Annotated in this window: 27 protein-coding genes; 17 read left to right on the forward strand and 10 right to left on the reverse strand. The window is 35.4% G+C overall.

The window, feature by feature from the left end; all coding sequences use genetic code 11:
- The first annotated feature begins 5 nt into the window (after positions 1–5).
- Complete coding sequence (locus WBG21_RS01085; RefSeq protein ID WP_340073913.1) at positions 6–632, forward strand: WbqC family protein; 627 nt, start codon at positions 6–8, stop codon at positions 630–632.
- Positions 629–940, forward strand: coding sequence for a DUF6122 family protein (locus WBG21_RS01090; RefSeq protein ID WP_340073915.1), 312 nt, complete (start codon positions 629–631; stop codon positions 938–940). Before WBG21_RS01085 ends, WBG21_RS01090 begins: the two co-directional genes overlap by 4 nt.
- Here WBG21_RS01090 and WBG21_RS01095 read toward each other — a convergent pair.
- The 7 genes from WBG21_RS01095 to WBG21_RS01125 all read right to left on the reverse strand — a co-directional run bounded on the left by WBG21_RS01095 (position 937) and on the right by WBG21_RS01125 (position 7,105).
- Complete coding sequence (locus tag WBG21_RS01095; RefSeq protein ID WP_340073917.1) at positions 937–1,899, reverse strand: endonuclease/exonuclease/phosphatase family protein; 963 nt, start codon at positions 1,897–1,899, stop codon at positions 937–939. The genes WBG21_RS01090 and WBG21_RS01095 overlap by 4 nt on opposite strands.
- A 56-nt stretch (positions 1,900–1,955) precedes the next feature.
- Positions 1,956–2,861, reverse strand: coding sequence for a rhomboid family intramembrane serine protease (locus WBG21_RS01100; protein WP_340073919.1), 906 nt, complete (start codon positions 2,859–2,861; stop codon positions 1,956–1,958).
- Entirely contained in the window at positions 2,862–3,605 is a 744-nt protein-coding gene (locus tag WBG21_RS01105; RefSeq protein WP_340073921.1) for a rhomboid family intramembrane serine protease, read from the reverse strand. It lies immediately after the preceding gene.
- Complete coding sequence (gene mutL / locus WBG21_RS01110) at positions 3,606–5,447, reverse strand: DNA mismatch repair endonuclease MutL (RefSeq protein WP_340073923.1); 1,842 nt, start codon at positions 5,445–5,447, stop codon at positions 3,606–3,608.
- Positions 5,447–5,740 carry a hypothetical protein gene (locus tag WBG21_RS01115; protein WP_340073925.1) on the reverse strand — a complete coding sequence of 98 codons (294 nt, stop codon included), beginning with the start codon at positions 5,738–5,740 and terminating at the stop codon, positions 5,447–5,449. Before WBG21_RS01115 ends, mutL begins: the two co-directional genes overlap by 1 nt.
- Before the next feature lie 112 nt (positions 5,741–5,852).
- The gene (gene ribH, locus WBG21_RS01120) at positions 5,853–6,341 is read right to left on the reverse strand and encodes a 6,7-dimethyl-8-ribityllumazine synthase (protein ID WP_340073927.1); all 489 of its coding nucleotides are present in this window, start codon (positions 6,339–6,341) and stop codon (positions 5,853–5,855) included.
- Positions 6,341–7,105: a tetratricopeptide repeat protein gene (locus WBG21_RS01125; RefSeq protein WP_340073929.1), complete on the reverse strand. Its 765-nt coding sequence runs from the start codon at positions 7,103–7,105 to the stop codon at positions 6,341–6,343. Before WBG21_RS01125 ends, ribH begins: the two co-directional genes overlap by 1 nt.
- Before the next feature lie 131 nt (positions 7,106–7,236).
- On the opposite strand from WBG21_RS01125, the gene recF reads away from it, so the two are divergent.
- From recF to WBG21_RS01145, 4 genes are read left to right on the forward strand one after another with little or no spacing between them, the layout of a single operon-like run.
- Positions 7,237–8,316, forward strand: a complete 1,080-nt coding sequence (gene recF, locus WBG21_RS01130; protein WP_340073931.1) for a DNA replication/repair protein RecF — start codon at positions 7,237–7,239, stop codon at positions 8,314–8,316.
- Complete coding sequence (locus WBG21_RS01135; RefSeq protein ID WP_340073933.1) at positions 8,313–8,723, forward strand: hypothetical protein; 411 nt, start codon at positions 8,313–8,315, stop codon at positions 8,721–8,723. Before recF ends, WBG21_RS01135 begins: the two co-directional genes overlap by 4 nt.
- A 4-nt stretch (positions 8,724–8,727) precedes the next feature.
- Positions 8,728–9,024, forward strand: coding sequence for a DciA family protein (locus WBG21_RS01140; protein ID WP_340073935.1), 297 nt, complete (start codon positions 8,728–8,730; stop codon positions 9,022–9,024).
- Positions 9,024–9,662, forward strand: coding sequence for a class I SAM-dependent methyltransferase (locus WBG21_RS01145; RefSeq protein WP_340073937.1), 639 nt, complete (start codon positions 9,024–9,026; stop codon positions 9,660–9,662). Before WBG21_RS01140 ends, WBG21_RS01145 begins: the two co-directional genes overlap by 1 nt.
- Here WBG21_RS01145 and WBG21_RS01150 read toward each other — a convergent pair.
- Both WBG21_RS01150 and WBG21_RS01155 read right to left on the reverse strand, forming a co-directional pair.
- Positions 9,642–10,061 (reverse strand): nucleoside-diphosphate kinase, encoded by a 420-nt coding sequence (locus WBG21_RS01150; protein ID WP_340073939.1) that lies wholly within the window; start codon positions 10,059–10,061, stop codon positions 9,642–9,644. The two genes, WBG21_RS01145 and WBG21_RS01150, sit on opposite strands and share 21 nt — an antisense overlap.
- Positions 10,062–10,115: 54 nt before the next feature.
- A complete protein-coding gene (locus WBG21_RS01155) occupies positions 10,116–11,159 on the reverse strand; it encodes an alkaline phosphatase D family protein (protein ID WP_340073941.1) in 1,044 nt (347 codons plus the stop codon).
- A gap of 454 nt (positions 11,160–11,613) precedes the next feature.
- Between WBG21_RS01155 and WBG21_RS01160 the strand changes: the two genes are divergently transcribed.
- From WBG21_RS01160 to WBG21_RS01185, 6 genes are all read left to right on the forward strand, one after another.
- The gene (locus WBG21_RS01160; protein ID WP_340073943.1) at positions 11,614–13,164 is read left to right on the forward strand and encodes a Fic family protein; all 1,551 of its coding nucleotides are present in this window, start codon (positions 11,614–11,616) and stop codon (positions 13,162–13,164) included.
- Positions 13,165–13,247: 83 nt separating this feature from the next.
- Entirely contained in the window at positions 13,248–14,042 is a 795-nt protein-coding gene (locus tag WBG21_RS01165; RefSeq protein WP_340073945.1) for an alpha/beta hydrolase family protein, read from the forward strand.
- 63 nt (positions 14,043–14,105) lie between these two features.
- Positions 14,106–14,747 carry a hypothetical protein gene (locus WBG21_RS01170; RefSeq protein WP_340073947.1) on the forward strand — a complete coding sequence of 214 codons (642 nt, stop codon included), beginning with the start codon at positions 14,106–14,108 and terminating at the stop codon, positions 14,745–14,747.
- Between the two features lie 88 nt (positions 14,748–14,835).
- Positions 14,836–15,855 (forward strand): DHH family phosphoesterase, encoded by a 1,020-nt coding sequence (locus WBG21_RS01175; RefSeq protein WP_340073949.1) that lies wholly within the window; start codon positions 14,836–14,838, stop codon positions 15,853–15,855.
- The gene (gene gldI, locus WBG21_RS01180; RefSeq protein WP_340073951.1) at positions 15,852–16,412 is read left to right on the forward strand and encodes a gliding motility-associated peptidyl-prolyl isomerase GldI; all 561 of its coding nucleotides are present in this window, start codon (positions 15,852–15,854) and stop codon (positions 16,410–16,412) included. Before WBG21_RS01175 ends, gldI begins: the two co-directional genes overlap by 4 nt.
- A gap of 5 nt (positions 16,413–16,417) precedes the next feature.
- Positions 16,418–17,539, forward strand: coding sequence for a peptidylprolyl isomerase (locus WBG21_RS01185; RefSeq protein ID WP_340073953.1), 1,122 nt, complete (start codon positions 16,418–16,420; stop codon positions 17,537–17,539).
- Between the two features lie 75 nt (positions 17,540–17,614).
- On the opposite strand, the gene recQ is transcribed toward WBG21_RS01185, so the two are convergent.
- On the reverse strand, positions 17,615–19,816 hold the full coding sequence (gene recQ, locus WBG21_RS01190) for a DNA helicase RecQ (protein WP_340073955.1): 2,202 nt from the start codon (positions 19,814–19,816) through the stop codon (positions 17,615–17,617).
- Between the two features lie 87 nt (positions 19,817–19,903).
- Here recQ and WBG21_RS01195 point away from each other — a divergent pair, with 87 nt between their 5' ends.
- From WBG21_RS01195 to WBG21_RS01215, 5 genes are all read left to right on the forward strand, one after another.
- A complete protein-coding gene (locus tag WBG21_RS01195; RefSeq protein WP_340073957.1) occupies positions 19,904–20,869 on the forward strand; it encodes a KpsF/GutQ family sugar-phosphate isomerase in 966 nt (321 codons plus the stop codon).
- Positions 20,869–21,693 (forward strand): twin-arginine translocase subunit TatC, encoded by an 825-nt coding sequence (gene tatC / locus WBG21_RS01200; protein WP_340073959.1) that lies wholly within the window; start codon positions 20,869–20,871, stop codon positions 21,691–21,693. The genes WBG21_RS01195 and tatC overlap by 1 nt, the downstream gene beginning before the upstream one ends.
- Positions 21,686–22,036 carry a carboxymuconolactone decarboxylase family protein gene (locus WBG21_RS01205; RefSeq protein ID WP_340073961.1) on the forward strand — a complete coding sequence of 117 codons (351 nt, stop codon included), beginning with the start codon at positions 21,686–21,688 and terminating at the stop codon, positions 22,034–22,036. Before tatC ends, WBG21_RS01205 begins: the two co-directional genes overlap by 8 nt.
- 75 nt (positions 22,037–22,111) lie before the next feature.
- Positions 22,112–22,852, forward strand: coding sequence for an LPS export ABC transporter ATP-binding protein (lptB, locus tag WBG21_RS01210; protein WP_340073963.1), 741 nt, complete (start codon positions 22,112–22,114; stop codon positions 22,850–22,852).
- Between the two features lie 17 nt (positions 22,853–22,869).
- Positions 22,870–24,408, forward strand: coding sequence for a M28 family metallopeptidase (locus WBG21_RS01215; protein WP_340073965.1), 1,539 nt, complete (start codon positions 22,870–22,872; stop codon positions 24,406–24,408).
- The last annotated feature ends 48 nt before the right edge of the window (positions 24,409–24,456 follow it).

Raw genomic sequence — 24,456 nt, forward strand, 5'->3', positions numbered from 1 at the left:
CACAATTGAAAGCTCTGTTGCATCCTACATATTTTCCATCTATAGCACATTTTGTTTCAATCGTGAATAATGAACGTGTTGTATTTGAAGTGGCTGACAACTATCAAAAACAAACCTATAGGAATCGTGCATACATCTACGGGGCCAATGGGAAACAATTACTTACTGTGCCCATAAAACATATAGGGAATAATGGCCGGCAAAAATATAAGGATGTTAAAGTTGAATATAGTTTCCCTTGGCAAAAACAACATTGGAAAACCTTACAAACGGCCTACAGGACTTCTCCTTTTTTTGAGTTTTACGAAGATGATCTAGCCTTTTTATTTGAGAACAAAGAAACTTTTTTAATAGATTTAAACTTCAAAACAATCGAAATTGTTTCGGATTGCTTTCAGCTCAAACTAAATTACGAAAAAACAACTTCTTATAAGCCAGAAGTAACAGATATAAAAGATTATCGGGATTTAGTCCGTGCAAAAAATGAAGTGCACTACCCTTTTGAGTGTTACACACAGGTTTTTGGAGAGAAACACGGGTTTCTTTCCAACCTAAGTATTCTTGATCTTCTTTTCAATGAAGGCACTAATACAATCAACTATTTAAAAAATCAAAAAACAAACTTCCAATGAGTCGGTTTTTGATTCATTATGGTTTTCATTTTTTGTTCCCTTTTCTTATTAGTTACTTGTTCTATAGGAAACAATTCTTAAAAACTTATCTGATCTTAATCGCAGGGATCATAATTGACATTGATCATCTGCTAGCCACTCCTGTTTTTGATGCAACCAGATGCAGTATAGGCTTTCACCCCCTTCACAGTTATATTGCTATTCTTTTTTACACAATTATGACAGGCATCCGGGAGATACGTATTTTTGGAATTGCTTTATTGATCCACATATTGGCAGACAGCATAGATTGCTTTATGATAAATTAGAAAACTAATGATGCCTTTATGGGATAGTGATCTGAATATTTTTCAGAAAATGTTTTATGTGCGATCACTTCTATAGGTTCATCAACCAGAATAAAATCAATGCGCATAGGAAAATATTCAAAATTCAAAGTTCTTCCAAAGCCACTTCCTGCTTCATCAAAACTATCTTTCATATCCCCTTTTACTTGTCGATAGATATTCGAAAACTGGGTATTATTAAAATCTCCACAAACTACTTTCCTGTAGTGATTTTTTCTTTGATGTTTGATGAATATTTCTGCTTGTGCTTGTTGTAGCGCAAAAGCATTCCCCATGCGCTTAAAAAGTTTCTCAGAATCACTCCGTTCAAGGTCTTGCCTTTCAATACTTATATGTAGTGATTCTAAATGTAGGTTGTATATCCTTATAGTGTCTTTTCCTTTTACAACATCAATAAATATGGCATTATTGCCTGTATCTGGAAATTCTAAAGAGCCTTCATTGACTATTGGGTGTTTTGAAAAAATAGCCTGTCCCGTGCGTTGGCTCTTTGCCCTGTACCTTACATATTTATAAGGATATTCACCAAAAGCATTCTCATAGGTAAAATAAAACTCTTGCAAGCATATAATATCTGGGTTTTCTTTCTTGATTAGTGCCTGTATTTTTGTATCAATCTGTTTGTCATCTGACCAATCATAAGCATTAAATAGTCGGACATTATAACTCATAACGGTAGTTACCTCTGGCAAAATCGCTATCTCTTTTCCTGAAAATTTATAGAAGGCCAAAATATGGCTATACCCTATAAGTAAAATGATTAATGAGAGTAGAAATTGTTTTTTAAGGCCCAATAGCCAATATATGAGAAAAAAAAAGTTGATAATGATAAGTATAGGAACCGTAAGACTTAATACAGAAAGTGCTGGAAATCGCTTAGGAAATACATATGGCAATGCATATGATAATAATAATAACATTGCGAAAATGGCATTCAGAGAAAAAATGATTTTATTTAAAATACGTAATATACTCATTACGAATCTTTTCCTGCGTTGAATAAATAATCCTTCTCTTCTTTAGAAAGGCTTTCGTAACCACTTTTACTAATCTTATCAAGAATATCATCAATCTTCTGTTGATGTTCATTTTTAGTATAAGAAGCACTATAGGATGCTGTTGTAGCAGTTACCTTTTCTTTTTTATATACCGTTTTTAGGGGCGATTTCTTTTTCGGTTTAAAAAATGATACCATACGGGACATTATCTTCTCAAACCATTCCCCTATATCTTTTCCTTCATATAGTTTTTTCGCATATACAAACCCTAATGTTGCTCCTCCCAAATGTGCCAGATGGCCTCCTGCATTCCCAAAAGGTATTTGTACTAAGTCTAAAATGACAAAAAAACCCCCAATATACCACAGTTTCACATTAAAAAATAATATTCTGGTTTCTTGGTTTGGAATATAGGTACATACAAAAATGAGTATTGCCATTACAGCTGCCGATGCCCCTATTAAAGAAGTGTTTACCTGAAAAAAAGCCGGGAACATGTTGTAACTTAACACAAAAAATACGCCTCCCATTATTGCTCCAAGAAAATAAACATTTAGAAAGCGGCGTCCTCTAAATAAATTTAAAAATATCCTCCCTGAAAAATAGAGCAGTACCATATTCCACAAAATATGCCAAATGTACAAGCGTCCTTGTCCTATACCGTCCGCATGAAAGAAAGCATACGTGATAATAGACCATGGTCGGGTAATAAATTCTGAAAATTGCTTGGGGAGCTCAAACCATTTCAGAAAAAAATCCTGTGGTAGTGAAAAAAGAAAAGGCAACAGAATGTTTAAAATAAAAATAACCGTATTAATGACTATCATCTTGCCAACAACAGACATGGATGCATATTTATAACGTATGTCATTACTAATTCCCATTTAATCCCAACGATTTTTATTGAATTGATTCCGTTTCCAATACCACATCATGATAAAACCAAATAACGCCCCTCCTACATGGGCAAAATGGGCAATCCCCGAACCAAATATAGAATAGCCCGTAACACCTGAAAACAAATCAAGAGCTATCAAGATAGGAATAAAATATTTTGCTTTTATAGGAATCGGGACGAAAATAAGAAATAACTCGGCATTTGGGTATAACATGCCAAAAGCTACCAAAATTCCATAGATAGCTCCCGAAGCTCCTACTGCAGGTGATATATATGAGCTTAAAAAGTTGTCAATAGTGCTTTTAGAAGCAATCTGATACCATGAAGAGTCATACTGTCCGGCATTTAACAGTGAATATATTTGATTCTCATCAATCCCTGCTCCTATCAATGCCTGAAATCCCTCATTAAAATAATAATAATTGACCAATGTATGAAGAAGTGCTGCCCCTAAACCTGCTGAGAAATAGAAAAACAAGAACTTATTCCTTCCCCACATATGTTCTAATGGGGAACCAAAGGCCCACAAGGCATACATATTAAAAAAGATATGCATAAAACTACCATGCATAAACATATGAGAAATTATCTGCCATAGATGAAAATTTCCATTCTTAGGAAACCACAATGAAAAGAGTTGGTATAGAACGTCTCCATAAAGCTGTGCCCCTATAAAAAACAGAACATTAATAATTAATAAATGTTTAACTGCATTGGTGATTCTTCCCATTTACATAAATTTTTTATCCAGTTCTTCTACTGTTATAGTTATATAGGTGCGTCTATCAAAAGGTGATTGTTCAGGTTCTTTACATGCAAATAGATCATTTACTAAATTTTCTTGCATGTCTTTGTTTAATACTTCCCCTGTTTTTACTGCTAATGATTTACTCAATGTCTTTGCAAGCACATCTGATTGCGAAAAACCAGTATCCGGTATCCCTTCACGAAAATCCGCTAGTAGTTGTTCCAAGACCATGCCTACTTCACTTTCTCCTACATTCATCGGTGTCCCAGTTATTTCTATCGTTTCTTCTGTTGTTTTTCCAAAGGCAAACCCTGCACTAATTAGACTCTCTTTTAGTTCCTTAATCAACATGGTATCAGACATTGAGAAACTCAATGCCAAAGGGAACAATAATTGTTGGCTTAGAGCCTCTTTTATAGTAATATTCCCTAAAAATTGTTCATACAATATACGTTCATGTGCACGCTGTTGATGTATAACAACCAACCCTGATTTTATCGTCGTGACGATGTATTTTTTATGAAGTTGGTACGATGTTGGCCTTTCAATCTCAACATTGTCGAATAACTTTCCTGTGGCCTCTTCTGGTTCAAATTCAATAGTTTCAAAGTACCCTTCTTTTTCTTTTGTTTTTTCACCCAATCCTACATATAAACTTTCCCAACTTCCTGCATTCGACCTTTTTGATATATTGATTCCTCTATTTGTTACCGTTTCTTTAAAGGGATTATAATCTGAATCTACTTCTACTGTAGGGAAGCCGGCCTGTTTGTTTTTATAATCATAAGGTGTTTCTAAATTTGAGTCTTTTTCAAAATCAAGGATGGGCCCTACGTTGAATTGTCCTAAACTGTGTTTTATGGAAGACCGAAGAATAGCATATAGCGTATGCTCATCATCAAATTTTATTTCTGTTTTGGTAGGGTGTATATTAATATCAATAGTAGCGGGTGGCACATCAATAAAAATAAAATAGCCCGGATGTGTTTGCTCTTTAATAAGCCCCTGAAATGCTGAAACCACAGCATGATGAAGGTAAGGGCTTTTTATATAACGCCCGTTCACAAAAAAAAACTGTTCCCCCCTACTTTTCTTCGCATATTCGGGTTTTATAATAAACCCATTTATTTTAACCACTTCGGTTTCTTCTTGTATGGGTACTAACTTTTCGTTGGTCTTATTCCCATAAATATGTACAATCCGTTGTCTGAGGTTTGAAACAGGGAGATTAAATAGCTCTCCCTTATTGTGGTACATTTCAAAATGAATCTCATGATGCGCTAATGCCACCCTGTGAAACTCATCAATGATATGACGAAGTTCTACTTGATCCGATTTTAAAAAATTGCGTCGGGCAGGAATGTTAAAAAATAGGTTTTTCACTGCAATGGACGTCCCTATGGGAACTACGGCTACCTCCTGACCAGTCGCCTTACTGCCTTCTATTTTTAGCTGCGTCCCTACCTCCTCTTTCTCCCTTCGTGTATTCATTTCTACATGGGCTATAGCTGCGATTGAAGCAAGCGCTTCCCCTCTAAACCCTTTAGTATGCAGTTCAAAAAGGTCTTCTGCTTTTCGTATTTTAGATGTAGCGTGGCGTTCAAAACTCAAACGAGCATCCGTTACACTCATTCCAATACCATCATCAATAACTTGTATCAGTGTCTTACCTCCATCTTTCACAATCAGTTTTATAGTGGTGGCATTGGCATCAATGGCATTCTCTAATAATTCTTTAACCACCGAAGCCGGTCGTTGCACAACTTCTCCTGCTGCTATCTGATTTGCAACATGATCGGGTAAAAGCTGAATAACGTCTGTCATTAAAATAAGGAATCTAGATTAATATATTTTAGGGCTGCCAATACAAACATAAGAAGAAAGATAAGTATTACAAAGAAGCGTATCCGAGAATCTTTGTCTGTTTTTTTATTTCTGGCAGCCTTCCAATCTTTACGGTAACTTTTTTTTCGATAGCCTCTAAAATAATCCTCATCACTTCTTTTTTCTTTACTTTGTTTCAGTTTTTCTAAACGTTCTTTCCGCTCATCATAATATCTCGGGGTATAATTGAACGTTTTGTTTTTTCGTTGTTTAAACAATGATGGAAGCTTCATGATATGACTTATGCTCTATTCTTCCAAAAGTACTTAAAATAGGATAGAAATATAAGTAGTAAATCCTAAAAAATGTTAACAAATTTCAGAACCTAAACCTGAAATTTAGCAACTACTCCTTATTCTTTAATAAGGCCATTTTTATAGCCACAATAGCGGCCTCTATTCCCTTGTTTCCGTGTTTACCACCACTACGGTCTATGGCTTGTTGTAATGTGTTGTCTGTAAGTACACAAAAAATCACGGGAATATCGTATTGTATATTCAAGTCTTTTATTCCTTGCGCCGTGGCGCTACACACAAAATCAAAATGCTTGGTTTCTCCCTGAATAACGCTTCCAATAGCAATGATTGCATCTACTTGTTCCAATTGTATAAGTTTTTTACTTCCATAAACAAGTTCAAAACTTCCAGGCACATTTATTTGTATGATGTCTTCCTGATTTGCCCCACAATCCATAAGTGTTTTGTACGCTCCTGAATGAAGGTTTGTGGTGATCTCACTATTCCACTCAGAAACAACAATCCCAAATCGAAGGCCTTTCGCATTTGGGATGGTATCTTTATCGTAGTGTGATAAGTTTTTGTTTTCGGTAGCCATTATTTTAATGTTTCGGCTTTTCCTATGAATATATCTATCGTCCTCCCTTCCTCTGAGTTTGAAAATTCTTCTTTGATCCGGTTAAAATGTTTAAGTGCTTTTTCATTTTGTCCTAGGTCTAATGCTGTTATCCCTGCTTTTAAAAGGTATCGGGGGGTTGTAAAATCATTTGTGCTGTGTGAAACTGCCTGCTCATAATACGGTAAGGCATCTTCAGGTTGTTCAAGTTGAATAAATGCATCACCTATGGCACCTTTTGCCAAAGCACCTAAAATAGCATCATCAGAAGAAAAATCTTCTAGATAATTGATAGCCGATTCGTAATCATTCATATTCAAATAAGCCATTCCTGCACTATATGTTGCTAGGTTTGCTGCCTTTGTTCCTTTATACTTGTCAATGATGTCAACAAGACCGTATTTACCTTCTGCTCCATTTAAAGCTAGGTTGTACAATGAATCATTATCCGATTCATTCAATGCTTTGTCAAAATATTGCTGTGCAAAAAAGAGTTCGTTAGATGCTTCTATTTCTTTTGGCTTCTGTATAAATTGGTCATATGTCAGATATCCTATTATGCCTATTACAACGATTCCGATGGTCGTTAAAATGTATTTCTGGTTTTTGGCAACCCACTCTTCTGTTTTCGATGCGCTTTCATCAAGGGTATTAAACACTTCTGCCGTCGTACTCTGCTCTTCTTCTAACTGTGCTTTATCTTTTTTGTTCGCTGGCTTATAGCCTCTTCTTTTATATGTTGCCATAATAATCTATTTGTGCCCGCAAAAATAAAATTTTATTTGAAAAGGGAAAGGTTTATTATTTGATTATTTTCAATAATTTGCGAATAATTGAAAGAAATGCATGCGATTATCTATCTGCTTATAAATCAGTTATGTTTTTAAAAAAATTATCGCTTATTAATTATAAAAATTTTTCTTCTCGTTCTTTTGAGTTTGATGCGAAAATAAATTGTTTGGTTGGAAATAATGGGATAGGGAAGACTAATGTGTTAGATGCTATTTATACCCTTTCTTTCGGGAAAAGTTATTTTAATCCCGTAGCAACTCAAAACATTAAACATAAAGAAGGTTTTTATGTAATTGATGGGGAGTTTGAAAAAAATGGACGTACGGAAAAAATTGTATGTAGTTTAAAACGCGGACAAAAAAAGCTCGTAAAGCGTAATGGGAAAATCTATGACAAACTTTCCGAGCATATCGGATTCATTCCTTTAGTTATCATTTCTCCTGCTGACCGAGATCTTATTATCGAAGGTAGTGAAACACGAAGAAAATTTATTGACAGTGTTATTTCGCAATCAAACAAAACCTATTTACAGCACCTCATTAGCTATAATAAAGTATTGGTACAGCGCAATTCGCTCTTAAAATATTTCATGCTCAATAATACCTTTGACAGTGAAACACTCGCTGTATATAATCAGCAATTAACCGATTATGGAACTGAAATTTATACTGTCAGGAAAGAATTTTTAGAAAAATTCATCCCTATTTTTATAGAGCGCTATAAAGCAATTACAAAAAACAAAGAGGTTATAGCGCTTGTTTATCAAAGCCAATTACATGATGACACACTTTTGAATCTATTTGAAGAGAGTATTGCTAAAGACAAGGCACTACAATACACAACAGTGGGTATTCATAAAGATGACCTCCTTTTTGAAATTGAGGGACATCCTATTAAAAAGTTTGGTAGCCAGGGGCAGCAAAAGTCATTCTTAATTGCATTGAAATTAGCGCAGTTCGATTTCTTAAAAGCGCAATCTAACGTAAGTCCTATTCTACTATTAGATGATGTTTTTGATAAGCTCGATGAAAATAGGGTCGCACAAATTATCAAGCTTGTAGAAGATAAAGATTTTGGTCAGTTATTTATAAGTGATACACACCCTGAACGTACAGAAGCAGTTGTAAAAGAGACCCATCAATCATATCAAATATTCAAATTATGAAAAGAGCATTTTTTTTCTTTTTAATAGTAATTGTTGCTTGTTCCGAAAACAACAAGGTAACTATTGATGGTTTATCCGGTTATTGGGAGATTAAAGAAGTTTTATTTGCTGACGGCAGCTCTAAAACATATACTATAAATAATACAGTTGATTACTTTCAATTAACCGGAGATTCTTCAGGATATCGAAAAAAACTTCAACCTAAATTAAATGGCCATTTTTATACGTTAGATAGCGTAGCATATTTTATCATTAAAAATGATGGTATTATAAAACTCCATTATAAAACATTATTTGATGAATGGGGAGAAACTATTGAAAAGTTAAACAATGATGAACTTATTGTAAAGAATAAAGCAGAAATAACTTATATTTATAAGCGATTTAAAAATAGTTCTACAGAATAATCTTATGGGTAAACGCAATCATGAAAATCTTTCTTTGAACGATGCCTTAAAAGCATTTATTAAAGAAAACAAGTTAGAACAAGGCATGAACAAGATTTATGTGCGTCATGCGTGGGAAAGCCTCATGGGAAATGGAGTCAACAACTACACAACCAGTATACAACTAAAAAACGATACGCTTTATATAAACCTCTCTTCTTCCGTATTAAGAGAAGAACTTAGCTATGGGAAAGAAAAGATTATAAGAATGTTGAATGAAGAACTTGGAAAAGAAATAGTAAAAGAATTGGTGCTGCGGTAATGACAAAACAAAAAGAACACTGGGAGGCCATTTACGCTACCAAACAACCTCATGAGGTCAGTTGGACACAAAAAGTTCCTAAAACTGCCTTAGCATTCATCGAAAAGGCAAAACTTCCAAAAACAGCAAACATCATTGATATTGGAGGCGGTGATAGCAATTTTGTTGATCTCCTGCTACAAGAAGGATTTGAGAATATAACTGTCTTAGATATCAGTGAACATGCACTAAACCGGACAAAAAAACGATTGGGAGAAAAAGCAAAAAAAGTAACATGGGTTGTTAGTGATATGGTCGATTTTCAACCAAAAACAACCTATGATTTTTGGCATGACCGGGCTGCTTTCCATTTTTTAACCACAGACGAACAAATTGAAAGTTATGTTTCTACTGCTGCGCAAGCTATTAAAAAAGGTGGCTGCCTAGCTATTGGTACTTTCAGTACTGAAGGCCCTAAAAAATGCAGTGGACTGGACATTGAGCAGTATAACCCGGAAAAACTAATGAGAACGTTTGATAAGTATTTTGATAAGGTTCAATGCATTACACAAGACCATCTTACCCCATTTGGCACTACACAAAACTTTTTGTTCTGCTTATTAAAACGAAAGGGGTTTTTAGAAAACCTCTCTCCCTGAAAAATGAAAAGCACCTTCTATAGCTGCATTTTCATCACTATCAGAACCATGTACTGCATTTTCTCCAATAGACGTTGCATACAACTTGCGAATAGTCCCTTCGGCAGCTTCTGCAGGGTTAGTAGCCCCGATCAATGCTCTAAAATCATCTACCGCATTGTCTTTTTCTAAAATAGCAGCAACAATAGGCCCGCGGGTCATAAATGCAACTAATTCACCAAAAAACGGACGTTCTTTGTGAATGGTATAAAATTCCTGTGCGTCCCGTTTACTCAACTGCGTATATTTCATTGCAACAATCCTGAAACCCGCTGCAGTAATCTTCTCTAATATTGCACCAATATGCCCATTTTCTACGGCATCGGGCTTTATCATTGTAAAAGTTCTGTTTGTAGCCATTGCTTTTTATAAATTTTGCGCAAAAATACGGTTTTTAATTAGAATAGCAAGATGCTAATAGCGCTGTGTAAAACGCTGGTAAATGGTATCCCTGTCCCCTCTCATTTCCATCAGCACACTTTTGGTATCGAAATCAATACGTAAGACCCCAAAGCTTTTTTGATTGACCAGTTCCCCGATCCTGTATGGGTTTTCTTCTCCTGTATTTACAGTCGCTGAATGTGTCAATCCGCTTGATGTAAAATCAATCAAAGGATAGTCCATTCCAAAAACAGCCGTTCCTGAAAAATCTGAAATATGACGGTCTCCTGACAATACAATCACTCCCTTTGCTTCACTGCTGCTAACCAGTTTTGTTAATTTTTCTATCTCATTAGGAAAGTTGCCCCACGATTCGTACCCATGCTTGTCTGAGAGCACTTGTATGCTACTTACTATAATGTTGAAATCAGCTTCAGAGGTTTTTAGCTCTTTTTCCAACCATGTCCACTGTTGTACTCCCAATATGGTTCCATTATCATGCTCGTTTGGTTTGTATCGTTTGTCGGTTTCCGTATCCCTTGTTAAACCGGTTCTAAAATAGCGTGTATCTAAAACAATTATTTTAACAGTTCCTTCTTTCATTTTAAAAGTTTCTGAGTAATAAACCCCTTCCTGTTCCCTACGCGCATCATTCCTTGGGACACCCATAAAATCTAGAAACAACTGTTGGCTTTCTTTCTTTTTTTCGAATTCAACCCCTCCATCATTTAAACCATAATCATGATCGTCCCACGTGCCCATGATCTTGGTCTTTTCCATCAGTTTTTGATAATTTTTATTGGCAAGCTGTTTCTCATACTCCTTTTGCATGTTGTCCATATCAGCATCGGCATAAATATTGTCGCCTCCCCATATCCATACATTGGGGTTTTGGGCTATAATATCGTCCCACAATTCATTTTCCAACCGTGTACGGTTGCACGAACCAAATGTTATTGTAAAATCAGAAACTACTTCCTTCGGGTGTTCCTCATCCGTAACCCGTTTTTCTTTTTTAGTTGTACACTGAGTTGATAAAAAAGTAACTGTTAATAACGTATATGCAATATATTTCATAGTCATTGTATTAATCTGATACAAATGTATTATTTCTAGCTATAAATCCATCTTATAACCATGGCTTTATCTCTTAATTTTTCCTGGTCTTAATTTTAAATACTGCTCCATATAACCGTAAAAAACTCACACAGGAGCTAACAGTACCATAACCATATTGTTTGATTGTCAATATTTTAGAAAAACCGTTTCTCCTATGTATTCCCATTAACCTCTTTTATACGGATAAAACAACATTTTATTTTACCTTTCCTCACAAACAAGAACTATGGCTTAGCGCTTATATTGTCTATTATTTTATTATATTGTTCCTGATAAAAACAAGTTGGGCTTCATATCGATTTCCACTTCATCTGTAATTAAAATTCACGAGAAACATGAAATAAGAACAATAATTCATACGAAGTAATTAATTTTCATGCTATATTTGTAATTGTATTTCACAAAAAAAAGCATGAGTAACTATTTTTCACAACAAGTAACCGCATTTCATGGAAGGTCTACTCCCGAGCGTGGATTTCTTGCCGGCTATGCATTTTTAATAACGGTTATTGAAAAAGACGGAACAAACATTCCTTTACCAGATAGACTTGCTATTACTACTGAAAAACATCAACGGTATAATACTAACCAATGGCAAGTATTTACAATCAGACATAAACCGAATAATGACTTAACCAGCCATTTAGCATTTGCGTTAAAGTATGAAGGAATTGATCTATACATTCTAAAAAAATTCTTTCAGTATTCAGGTAAAGAACCAGTATTGAATATGATAAAGAAAGAGCCAACAAGCCAATACACCAGAAGAGTTTGGTTTTTATATGAATGGTTAATGAGCGAAATCCTTGAAATACCAGATCTAAAGACAGGAACATATGTCGAAATCGTAAATCCAAAACTACAGTTCACAAGTTCTTCAATAAATTCTACTCGACACAGGATAAAAAATAATTTACCAGGGACTCCAGAGTTCTGCCCGATGGTCAGAAAAACCGATAAAATCGAAAACTTCATAGCAAAAGATTTATCAGGTTCAATCGAAAAAGGATTAGATGGCAGAGATAAAGAACTCATCAGAAGAACCGCAGCATTTCTGTTATTGAAGGACTCAAAAGCTTCCTCTGCCATTGAAGGAGAATATCCTCCAAACCTTAGAGCAAGGAATTGGGGTAAAGCAATCGGACAAGCAGGAAAAAAACAGCTAACAATCGAAGAGTTAGAAAGGCTTCAGGACATAGTAATTGGAACAAAAAAGCTGAAGAATATGGGATTAAGAACGCAGGAAGGGTTTATCGGAGAACACGATCGAGAGACTTTCTCTCCTTTACCCGACCATATATCAGCAAAGTCTAAAGATTTACCCTCTTTGATGAAAGGACTATTAGATACAAACAATCTCTTACAGAAGTCCGGATATGATCCTATTATGGTTGCTGCCACGATAGCATTTGGATTTGTATTTATTCACCCTTTTTCTGATGGTAATGGTCGTATACACAGATACATGATTCATCATATATTGATTCGAATGGGGTATACTAAAAGAGGGATGATTTTCCCTGTATCAGCGGCCATACTAAATCGAATTGACGAATACCAGTCGATTCTGGAGTCATATTCTTCTCAAAGAATAGATTTAATCGAATGGAAATCCACAGGAGATTATAATGTTAAAATTCTAAATGACACTATTGATCTATATCGTTATTATGATCTAACCAAACAAGTCGAATTTTTATACAAATGCGTGGAAGATACCATTGAGCAAATAATACCAGAAGAATTAGATTATTTAGAAAAATATGATCGAATGACTAAGTACATAAATACTTATTTGTCTTTGCCTGACACCAAGGTAGATTTATTAATTAAGTTGCTAAATCAGAATAATGGTAAGTTATCAAAGAATAAAAGACAGAAAGAATTTGACGGCATTACTGATGAAGAAGTTTCATCGATTGAAGAGAATTTTCAATCCATTTTCAAAATAAATAATGAATAAACCGAAAGCCTAACAAAACCTAAACTGCATTAAAAACGCAGTTTAGCCAGACCGCTAAAAATAATTAAAAACAAAAGAGAATCATGAAAATTGTATTATTAAATTTTATTGGATTTTTACTTATTCTATGCTCGTGTAAAAATGAAGCGAAAAAGGAAACTTCAAATGAAGTTACTAACGTCAAAGAAATTAGTTTTTACACTTCAGATAGCATTCAGATTTTTGGAGATTTATATGAATTGGATAAGAAAGGAAAAACAATACTACTCTTTCACCAGGGTGGGTCAAATGCCAGAGGGGAATATGCGCCTATTATTCCAAATTTAATTGAGAAGGGTTACAATATTTTAGCGATTGATCAAAGAGTCGGCGGGCAATATTATGGAAGTTATAACCGTACGCTTGCTAACATTCCTACTAACAGTTTTGGTGATGGATATGGCTATTGTGATGCCTATAATAATCTTGAAGGCGCTTTAGATTTTATAATTGATTCTGGATTTTCGGGAGCTAAAATTATTTGGGGAAGCAGCTATAGTGCTTCTCTTGCCATACAACTAGCCAACAATCGGCAAAATGATATTAATGGAGTATTGGCGTTTTCACCTGCATCTGGTGGGTCAATGAAAGATTGCCTTCCTGATAAATATTTTGAAACATTAAAGATTCCTTTGATACTATTAAAACCGCCTAATGAAATGGAGAGTGAAAACTCCAAGTTACAATTTGATTTAGCAAATAAGTACAGTCACCAAACTTATGTGCCAAAAAATGGCGTCCATGGTTCATCTATGCTTGTTAAGGAAAGGGTTGGAAGCGAAGTTAAAGATACATGGGCAATCGTTCTGGCGTTTCTAGAGATAATTGAAAAACAATAACTTTAAATACATAGCTGACAGTTATACAAAACCGTTGTAATACATTTGCAAAAAGTGTAGAATATGATGAGCGCCAAAGCCTTATTAAGGCTTCTTCCAACTTTAGGTATTTTGATTTTCATAGGCCTTTACGTCTATGCCACTACCCTATATCCCGGAGGCTCACAGGCAGATATAAACTCCGTAGGATTTGATTGGCGCAATAATTTCTGGTGCAACTTGATGAGTGAAGATGCAATGAACGGACGTGAAAATCCTGCAAGTCCAGTTGCCCTTATAGGAATGGTCATTCTCTGCTCGAGTATGACACTTTTCTTCTTTCAATTTGCGAATTATTTTGTTAAAAATAGCATTTGGAAAATGACCATTAAAATTGCCGGAGCTATAGCAATGCTGTCAGCAGTCTTTATTTTTACTAAATATCATGATATTATGACCTCTATATTAAGTATTTGTGGTGTTGTGGGAATCATTGGAATAATTAGAGCGCTTCATAAAAATAACCTGACGTTTTTCAAGGTAAGTGGCATTATATGCATGGCGCTTGTGGGAGCTAACAACTTGTTCTACTATACTGAAAATTTAATACAGTACCTCCCTATAGTACAGAAAGTGGGCTTTATTTTGATACTTGCCTGGACAGTCGGGCTTAATTTAAAAATGAAAAATAAAAATGTTAATAGAGCACTAGTCACCAAATCCTAAATAAAACAAGCTCAGCAATTAGTATCTTTTCATTGTTAAAAAGGAATTGCCTTTAACACATTGTTATAAAATTGTATCTTAGCCGGCCATGAATAGAGATGAAATACAACAGCTAAAGAAGGTACTTTCTGCGCCTAAAAATATTGTTATCATTCCTCATAAAAGCCCTGATGGCGATGCCATTGGATCTACGTTAGGGCTGTATCATTATTTAAAAAAGAAATCGCACAACGTTGCTGTCATTGCGCCGAATGATTATCCGGAGTTTTTAAAATGGATGCCTGGAGAAGATACGATCATCAAATTTGATACACAGGAACAAGAAGCTATTAACAAAATAAATGCTGCTGAGTTAATTTTTACGTTAGACTTTAACGACTTAGAAAGGATTGGAGAAATGAAAACTGCTGTTGAAAACACAAAAGCTGTTTTTGTAATGATAGACCACCATCAACAACCTGAAAAATATGCTGCCTATACGTATTCGGATGCTACTATGAGTTCTACCAGTGAAATGGTATATCATTTCATTCATTTTATAGATGAAACACCTGTTATCAATAAAGATATTGCCTCTTGTCTGTATGTTGGTATTATGACTGATACAGGGTCTTTCAGGTTTTCCTCAACGAGCAGTGTTACCCATAAGGTAATTTCAAACCTGATAGAACAAGGGGCCGAAAACGATGCTATCCATAATGCCGTATACGATTCCTACTCTATAGGAAGGCTTCATTTACTGGGGTGTGCCCTCAAAAACCTAACATATCTAGAAGCCTACAATACTGCTTTTATTTCTTTATCTTCTAAAGAGCTTGAAGAAAACAACTTTAAAAAAGGTGATACAGAAGGGTTCGTAAATTATGGTTTGTCACTAAAGGGTGTTAAATTTGCTGCTATTTTTATTGAAAACGCCCAAGAAAAAATCATAAAAATTTCATTACGGTCTAAAGGGAAATTTGATGTTAATACTTTTGCTAGAAAACATTTTAATGGCGGCGGACATATCAATGCTTCTGGAGGAAGAAGCACTGATTCCTTACAAACAACCGTTACACGGTTTAGAGCACTTTTAGAAGAGTACAAAAGCGAACTAGAAAATTCATGAAGAAAACAATTGCCTTTCTATTTATAGTAATCTTTTTCTCAAGCTGTAATGAGCCGGCTCCCAGACGGCCTATATCAAAAAAGTCCGGGACTTTTATCAAAGAATCCGTAGCCCGTAATAAAGAACTTTTAGCATCTGAAGAAAAGCAAATTGAAGACCTCCTAAAAAAGGATTCTATACATGATCATTTAAGATCTTCTAATGGTTATTGGTATTATTATATCCATAAAATTGATCAAGAGTTACCTTTGCCAAAGGAAAATGATGTTGTTACCATCGCATATGATATCAGGTCATTAAACAATGATACTATTTATGCAAAAAGTGCCATTGGAAATATAAAAGTAAAGATCGACAAGACAGCACTCTTTCCAGGATTGCGAACAGCTGTAAAGCAATTAAAGAAAGGAGAAACGGCAACTTTCTTTTTTCCATCATCATTGGCATATGGATATCATGGCGATAATAATAAAATAGGCATCAATGTTCCTATCATAAGCACACTAACGCTTTTAGATATTCAAAAAACCACAAATGATACAATTTCATTAAATTAGCACCTATGAAAAATATCAAATTTTTAGCGCTTATTCTCATAGCAATCTTTACAGGTTGCAAAACCATGAATTACAGAGATTTAGGTGAGGGTCTTTTTGCAGATATCCAAACCAATAAAGGGGCCATTGTCGTAAAACTAACTTATAAAGCTACTCCAGTAACCGTTGCAAACTTTGTTACACTAGCTGAAGGCAACAATCCTGGAGTAAGTGATGAATATAAAGAAAAGCCATACTATGACGGCGTTATCTTCCATCGTGTCATTAAAGATTTCATGATTCAGGGAGGAGATCCAACAGGTACCGGAAGAGGTACGCCCGGATATCGGTTTGATGATGAAATTGTAGATAGCTTAGTACATGACAAACCGGGTATTTTATCTATGGCCAATGCAGGCCCCAATACAAATGGAAGTCAATTTTTTATTACACACAAACCTACACCTTTCTTAAATGGAAAACATGCTGTTTTTGGAGAGGTTGTAAAAGGATTAGAAGTGGTTGACTCTATCGCAAATGTAAAAACCTCCCAAGACCGGGCTACAAAAGATAGACCTATAGAAGATGTTGTTATGAATAAAGTGATTATTGTCCGTAATGGAAAAGAGGCTAAAAAGTTTGATGCCGTTAAGGTTATGACTGATTATTTTGAAGCAGTTCATGAAAAAGAAGAAGCTATTAAAAAAGCAAAAGAAGCATTTCTTAATGAACTAGCATCACAAAAAAATGAAGCAACAGTGTTACCAAGCGGTCTCAAGGTATATAAACTAATTGAAGGACAGGGAGAAAAACCAAAAACAGGGCAAACGGTCTTGGTCAATTATGCCGGTTTTTTGGCCGACGGGACCTTGTTTGATACTTCCGAAAAAAAAGTTGCAGAAAAGCATCATAGTTTTGAAAAACTAAGCCGCCAACGCGGAGGGAGTTTTGAGCCTATTGGGATGCTATACAGCCCTGAAGCCCGATTAATTGCCGGGTTTAAAGAAGGCCTTATGACGATGAACGTTGGTGATAAAATACGGTTGTTTATCCCTCCACACTTAGGTTATGGCCCAGCAGGGGCTGGGGATATAATCCCCCCTAATGCAGAACTTATTTTTGATTTGGAAATTATAGAAATTCAATAGTCCTCATATTCAAACATAAACAAGGGCTTGAATAAAATATTCAAGCCCTTGTTTATGTATTTTCGTTAGAAAAAATTAATTCGCCACTTCGCTAATAAATTTAATGCGGTACAACCGTAACTCCTCATCTTCATAATCACCATCAAACTCTTCGGAAGCCACTGAAATCTTATCACTTTCTGCTTCCATAAAGTACTCATGGAGTTCTTCCTGCTGATCTTCATCGAGTAATTCATCAATCCAGTAATCTATATTCAATTTAGTTCCACTATAAACTATCTGTTCCATTTCCTTAATAAACCCTCCCATATCTAACCCTTTTGCAGTTGCAATATCGTTCAATGGTAATTTTCTATCTATATTCTGGATGATGTACAACTTTAAAGCTGAGTTAGAACCCGTCGTTTTTACCACTAAATCATCCGGGCGTATAATATCATTTTCCTCCACATATTTTGCTATGAGGTCAATAAATGGGTTTCCGTATTTTTTAGCCTTTCCCTCTCCCACTCCATGAATATTGATCATCTCATCCACAGTTATTGGATATTTTAATGCCATATCTTCTAGCGATGGGTCTTGAAAAATCACAAATGGAGGTACTCCAAGTTTTTTTGCTTGGTTTTTGCGCAATTCTTTAAGTATTTTTAATAATCGCTCATCGGCAGCGCCTCCACTACTTTTCCCTGAGGTTATAATGGTGCCATTATCCGACTCATCAAATACATGGTCTTCTGTCATCATAAAAGAATGTGGAGCATCTATAAAAGCTTTCCCTTCTGCTGTAAGGAACAATACACCATAAGCTTCTATTTGTTTTTTGAGGAGTTTTGCTACTAATAGCTGACGGATCAATGCCATCCAATGACGCTCGTCTTTATCTTTTCCTGTACCGAAAAAAGATTGTTCATCTACTTTGTGTGATTTAATAAGTGCATTTACCTTGCCTACAAGCGTAAATACAATCTCTTTGGCTTTAAACTTTTGTTTAGTATCTCGAACAGCCTTAAGCAACTTCACAACATCTTCTTTCGCTTCCTTTTTTGTCTTCGGATTCCTAACATTATCATCCATCTCAGCCCCTTCACCGTTTACGCCATCAAATTCTTCTCCGAAATAATGTAATATAAATTTCCGTCTCGACATCGAAGTTTCTGCGTAAGCAACCATATCTTGTAACAAAGCATGGCCTATTTCTTGTTCAGCTACAGGTTTCCCCGACATAAACTTTTCGAGTTTCTCAATGTCTTTATATGAGTAAAATGCTAAACAATGCCCTTCTCCACCATCCCGGCCTGCCCTTCCGGTTTCTTGGTAATAGCTCTCAATGCTTTTGGGGATATCATGATGAATTACAAAGCGTACATCCGGTTTATCAATGCCCATACCAAATGCAATAGTCGCTACCACCACATCTACATCTTCCATAAGGAACATATCTTGGTGTTTAGATCGGGTCTTTGCATCGAACCCTGCATGATACGGAACGGCAGATATTCCATTCACTTGAAGCGTTTGCGCCAGTTCTTCTACTCTTTTCCTGCTCAAACAATAAACAATTCCTGATTTTCCTTGATTTTGTTTTATAAAACGGATAATATCCGCATCCACACTCTTTGTCTTAGAGCGTACTTCATAGTATAAATTAGGTCTGTTGAACGATGCCTTAAAAAGTTTAGCATCGGTCATGCCTAAGTTTTTAATAATATCTTCCTGGACCTTCGGGGTAGCCGTAGCTGTTAAAGCAATGATAGAAATATTGTCTCCTAGCCGGCTTATAATAGTACGAATATTTCGGTATTCCGGACGAAAATCATGTCCCCATTCCGATATGCAATGTGCTTCGTCAACAGCTACAAAAGAAACCTTTATAGTTCTTAAAAAATCAACATATTCATTCTTTGTAAGTGATTCAGGTGCTACATATAACAATTTTGTGACTCCGGAACGTAAATCATCTTTTACCTGATTGACTTCAGCTTTACTAAGTGATGAATTTAGCACATGTGCAACACCACTATTGGAAGCAATCCCCCGTATAGCATCTACCTGATTTTTCATCAGTGCAATAAGTGGTGAAACCACAATAGCTGTTCCTGTTTTGATTAATGCGGGGAGTTGATAACATAACGATTTGCCTCCTCCGGTTGGCATTATAACAAATGTATCGGAGTTATCTACGATACTTTTGATAACTTCTTCCTGGAGGCCTTTAAAATGATTGAAACCAAAATGTTGTTTTAGTGCAGTTTGTAGGTTAATTTCGACTAAATCCATCCTTCCTTTTTACTATTTTACATACATTTGCATATACTAAAGATAATACTTTCTTCATTTATACAAAAACAAATAAAATTAAAAATTTTGAGTACTTATAGCACCATTATAGCTGTCGCTAAAGAAGTTATTGAAATAGAAGCAAGTGCTATAAAAAACCTCGCTTCATTATTAGATAATCAATTTACTGAAACTGTTGAATGTATCTATCAATCCAAAGGAAGGGTTATTATTACCGGAATTGGGAAAAGTGCTGTAATTGCCACAAAAATTGTGGCTACATTAAACTCAACCGGTACTCCTGCTATCTTTATGCATGCGGCAGATGCCATTCATGGCGATCTTGGAACGATTCTTTCTGATGATGTGGTCATCTGTATTTCAAAAAGTGGAAACACACCGGAAATAAAAGTATTGGTGCCTCTCATTAAAAATGGAGGAAATAAATTAATCGCGCTTACAGCTAATAAAGATTCTTTTTTAGGTAAACAAGCTGATTATGTTTTAAATGCCTACGTAGAGAAAGAAGCCTGTCCAAATAATTTAGCCCCTACAACCAGTACTACTGCACAATTGGTTATTGGAGATGCACTAGCAGTATGCTTGTTAAATATGAAAGGGTTTAGCAGTAAAGATTTTGCAAAGTACCACCCGGGAGGGGCGTTAGGTAAAAAATTATACTTACGGGTGCATGACATAGCCTCCGTAAATATGAAACCACAAGTGTCTCCTAACACCAATATAAAACAAGCAATCATTGAAATATCTGAAAAAATGCTAGGTGTAACTGCCGTAGTAGAAAACAATAGTATAGTAGGCATTATAACTGACGGGGACATAAGGCGCATGCTTAATAAACATGAAAATATAAATGGGCTTCAAGCTAAAGATATCATGTCGTTAAAACCCAAAACAATTACTTCAAATGCACTTGCTATCGATGCGCTTGAATTAATGGAAGCCAACAATATTTCTCAACTGCTTGTTGAAGATTCAGGAACATATGCAGGCGTTATCCACATACATGACCTTATTAAAGAAGGAATAATTTAATGAGTGCCAAAAACCCTCAAGACATGTCTTTTTTAGCCCATCTGGAAGAATTGAGATGGCACTTAATACGTGCTACATCAGCAGTTGTTATTGTAGCTATAGGAGCCTTTCTGGCCAAGGAATTTATTTTTGAGGTGATCATTTTCGGACCTAAAAAACCAGACTTTATTACCTATGATTTCTTTTGTAGAATATCTAAAGCATTGGGGCTCGATGATACTTTCTGTACAGGAGAACTTCCTTTCAGAATTCAAAGCCGGACTATGGCCGGGCAGTTTTCTGCACATATATGGACCGCTATCTGGGCAGGGTTTATTGTTTCATTTCCATATATCTTATATGAAGTTTGGAAATTTATAAGTCCTGGACTTTACGAAAAAGAACGTAAAAATGCCCGAGGATTTATATTGATCGCTTCGCTACTTTTTTTTATGGGGGTTTTGTTCGGGTATTATATTATCGCACCACTTTCTATTAACTTTTTAGGGACGTATTCAGTCAGCAAAGAAGTCTTTAATGATTTTGACTTAAGTTCGTATATTTCAACAATAAGAGCTTCCGTAATTGCTTGTGGTTTAATATTTGAACTCCCTATCATCATTTATTTCTTGACCAAAATAGGCATTGTTACCCCAAAACTTCTAAGAAAATACAGAAAGTTTGCATTGGTTATTGTCCTAATTCTATCTGCTATCATTACACCTCCGGATATCGCAAGCCAAGTCATTGTTGCCATACCCATACTCATCTTGTATGAAATAAGTATTTATATATCAAAAATTGTCTTAAAAAATCAAGAACGAAAACTAAAGAAAAATGACTAACCCTATTGATGATTTTAATACCTATCGTTCTAAAATGAACGAACGTATATTAAGTGATAACAATAAACTCATTAAGCGTATTTTTAATCTTGACACTAATGCATTTATGGATGGTGTATTGGATATAAAAACAAAAGAATTGCTAGGGTTGGTAGCCTCTGCTGTATTGAGATGTGACGATTGTATTAAATACCATTTGGAAGGTTGTTATAAACAAGGATTGAAGCATGAAGAAGTAGCGGAAGCACTAGGAATTGCAACTTTGATTGGCGGAACCATTGTTATCCCTCATTTAAGACGTGCATATGAGTATTGGGATGCCCTACAAACTAAGCCACAATAAGTGCTAATATTTCTTTAAAATTGTTGCTTTCTACAAAGAAATAAATACTTTTGAAAAACTGATGCCATACTATTTATGAAACTACGTGCTGAAAATATAATGAAGTCCTATAAAGGGCGTAAGGTTGTGAAAGGCATCTCACTAGAGGTAAACCGTGGAGAAATTGTTGGCTTGTTAGGCCCAAATGGAGCTGGAAAAACCACTTCTTTTTACATGATTGTTGGTCTCATAAAACCCAACGGGGGGACAATCTACCTAAATGATACAGAAATTACCAAATTCCCTATGTACAAAAGGGCTCAAAATGGCATTGGTTATTTGGCGCAAGAAGCATCGGTATTTAGAAAATTAAGCATTGAAGATAATATCCTGAGTGTATTACAGCTCACCAAGCTTTCAAAAAAAGAACAACAAATGAAAATGGAAGCGCTCATAGAAGAGTTTGGGTTGAGTCATATAAGAAAAAGCAGAGGGGATTTGCTTTCAGGAGGAGAACGAAGACGAACAGAAATTGCCCGGGCTTTAGCAACAGATCCAAAGTTTATATTGTTGGATGAACCCTTTGCAGGGGTTGACCCTATAGCCGTAGAGGACATCCAACGCATCGTTGCACAACTAAAAAATAAAAATATCGGTATTCTTATTACCGACCATAACGTTCAAGAAACATTGGCCATCACAGAACGTTCTTACTTGATGTTTGAAGGGAGTATTCTTAAAGCTGGTGAACCTGAGGAACTCGCTGCTGATGAAATGGTTCGAAAAGTATACTTAGGACAAAATTTTGAGCTCCGAAAGAAAAAGATAGAATTTTAACCTACATAAAACTACATATGAAACGATTATTATTTATTGGGCTAACTACAATAGCAATCAACAACTATGCTCAGAAAGCAAACTCCGTTGATTATGCCAAAACCATTACTGAAACGGAACTTAAAGAACACTTATACATCTATGCCTCAGATGAATTTGAAGGCCGTGAAACAGGGAAGCCCGGGCAAAAAAAAGCAGTTAATTACATAAAAAAACAATACGAGAACATGGGAGTCGCTGCTGCTAAGGCTGATGGAAATTATTTTCAGGAAGTACCTTTAGAATATGGAGCACTTCCTGAAGTTCAGTTTGCGATAGCTGAAAACAATTATGTATTTGGGGAGCATTTTTTAACCTTTAGTGGTTCTGGTAATGTTTCAATAAATGCCAACGAAATTGTATTTGCTGGCTATGGAATCGATGATGCTAATTATTCTGATTATAGTGATATAGACGTAGATGGAAAAATAGTGTTTATTAAATCTGGTGAACCAAAAAATGAAGATGGCACCTATCTTATTAGCGGTACAGAAGCCCCTTCCAAATGGTCCAACATTCGACAGGCCTTTGAAAATAAAATTTCATTAGTTTCTGAAAAGGGCGCTAAAGGATTGCTATTTTATGATCCTGATAATTTTTCATTATTAAAGCAACAATATACTTACTTAAAGAATCAATCAAATAAACGTATGCGTCTAAAACCAGATGTAAAGAATGATTTCTTTTACCTTTTCATAAATGACAGTATTGCGCAAGCCATTGGTGATATTAAATCATTTTCATCTAACGGAACATTGATAAAAACAAATATTGATGTTACTTATAAACAAGATTCCAGCAATACCGTTTCTTCCGAAAATGTGGTTGCATACATAAAAGGAAGTGAGAAACCAGAAGAGTATATTGTGATCTCATCCCATCTTGACCATATAGGAATCACAAATGGACAAATAAACAATGGTGCTGATGATGATGGTTCCGGTACTGTGGCACTTATAGAAATTGCAGAGGCTTTTAAAGAAGCAGTTAAAAATGGACATCGTCCAAAACGTTCTATCGTATTTCTACATGTAACCGGAGAAGAAAAAGGGCTTTTTGGTTCTGAATATTATACTATGAACCCAATATTTCCTCTCGAAAATACAGTAGCTAATTTAAATATCGACATGATAGGAAGGGTTGACCCAAAACGAGAAGGTGACCGAAACTATATTTATCTAATTGGCTCTGATAAATTAAGTACTGAACTTCACAATATCTCTGAGGAAATCAATAAAAAATATACCAATCTAACATTCGACTACAAATACAATGACGAAAACGATCCTAATCGTTTTTATTACAGAAGTGACCATTACAATTTTGCAAAAAATAACGTACCTGTGATTTTTTATTTTAACGGGACACATGCAGACTACCATAAGCCTTCCGATACACCGGATAAAATTGAGTATGACCTTTTAGCAAAACGTGCCCAACTTATTTTTTATACGGCTTGGGAGTTGGCAAATAGGGAAAATAGGATAATAGTGGATAAAGCTACTGTTTCGGAATAAACCATGTAAAAAACAAACCTCACAAGTTTTAAAACCTGTGAGGTCTTG

The organism is Leptobacterium meishanense (assembly GCF_037645805.1).
In the GTDB taxonomy this organism is placed as follows: domain Bacteria; phylum Bacteroidota; class Bacteroidia; order Flavobacteriales; family Flavobacteriaceae; genus Leptobacterium_A; species Leptobacterium_A meishanense.

Coding starts and splice junctions, on each gene's coding strand:
- WBG21_RS01090 (WP_340073915.1), top strand. CDS start 629: ATGAGTCGGTTTTTGATTCATTATGGTTTTCATTTTTTGTTCCCTTTT.
- WBG21_RS01095 (WP_340073917.1), bottom strand. CDS start 1,899: ATGTTATTATTATTATCATATGCATTGCCATATGTATTTCCTAAGCGA.
- WBG21_RS01100 (WP_340073919.1), bottom strand. CDS start 2,861: ATGGGAATTAGTAATGACATACGTTATAAATATGCATCCATGTCTGTT.
- WBG21_RS01105 (WP_340073921.1), bottom strand. CDS start 3,605: ATGGGAAGAATCACCAATGCAGTTAAACATTTATTAATTATTAATGTT.
- mutL (WP_340073923.1), bottom strand. CDS start 5,447: ATGACAGACGTTATTCAGCTTTTACCCGATCATGTTGCAAATCAGATA.
- WBG21_RS01115 (WP_340073925.1), bottom strand. CDS start 5,740: ATGAAGCTTCCATCATTGTTTAAACAACGAAAAAACAAAACGTTCAAT.
- ribH (WP_340073927.1), bottom strand. CDS start 6,341: ATGGCTACCGAAAACAAAAACTTATCACACTACGATAAAGATACCATC.
- WBG21_RS01125 (WP_340073929.1), bottom strand. CDS start 7,105: ATGGCAACATATAAAAGAAGAGGCTATAAGCCAGCGAACAAAAAAGAT.
- recF (WP_340073931.1), top strand. CDS start 7,237: ATGTTTTTAAAAAAATTATCGCTTATTAATTATAAAAATTTTTCTTCT.
- WBG21_RS01135 (WP_340073933.1), top strand. CDS start 8,313: ATGAAAAGAGCATTTTTTTTCTTTTTAATAGTAATTGTTGCTTGTTCC.
- WBG21_RS01140 (WP_340073935.1), top strand. CDS start 8,728: ATGGGTAAACGCAATCATGAAAATCTTTCTTTGAACGATGCCTTAAAA.
- WBG21_RS01145 (WP_340073937.1), top strand. CDS start 9,024: ATGACAAAACAAAAAGAACACTGGGAGGCCATTTACGCTACCAAACAA.
- WBG21_RS01150 (WP_340073939.1), bottom strand. CDS start 10,061: ATGGCTACAAACAGAACTTTTACAATGATAAAGCCCGATGCCGTAGAA.
- WBG21_RS01155 (WP_340073941.1), bottom strand. CDS start 11,159: ATGAAATATATTGCATATACGTTATTAACAGTTACTTTTTTATCAACT.
- WBG21_RS01160 (WP_340073943.1), top strand. CDS start 11,614: ATGAGTAACTATTTTTCACAACAAGTAACCGCATTTCATGGAAGGTCT.
- WBG21_RS01165 (WP_340073945.1), top strand. CDS start 13,248: ATGAAAATTGTATTATTAAATTTTATTGGATTTTTACTTATTCTATGC.
- WBG21_RS01170 (WP_340073947.1), top strand. CDS start 14,106: ATGATGAGCGCCAAAGCCTTATTAAGGCTTCTTCCAACTTTAGGTATT.
- WBG21_RS01175 (WP_340073949.1), top strand. CDS start 14,836: ATGAATAGAGATGAAATACAACAGCTAAAGAAGGTACTTTCTGCGCCT.
- gldI (WP_340073951.1), top strand. CDS start 15,852: ATGAAGAAAACAATTGCCTTTCTATTTATAGTAATCTTTTTCTCAAGC.
- WBG21_RS01185 (WP_340073953.1), top strand. CDS start 16,418: ATGAAAAATATCAAATTTTTAGCGCTTATTCTCATAGCAATCTTTACA.
- recQ (WP_340073955.1), bottom strand. CDS start 19,816: ATGGATTTAGTCGAAATTAACCTACAAACTGCACTAAAACAACATTTT.
- tatC (WP_340073959.1), top strand. CDS start 20,869: ATGAGTGCCAAAAACCCTCAAGACATGTCTTTTTTAGCCCATCTGGAA.
- WBG21_RS01205 (WP_340073961.1), top strand. CDS start 21,686: ATGACTAACCCTATTGATGATTTTAATACCTATCGTTCTAAAATGAAC.
- lptB (WP_340073963.1), top strand. CDS start 22,112: ATGAAACTACGTGCTGAAAATATAATGAAGTCCTATAAAGGGCGTAAG.
- WBG21_RS01215 (WP_340073965.1), top strand. CDS start 22,870: ATGAAACGATTATTATTTATTGGGCTAACTACAATAGCAATCAACAAC.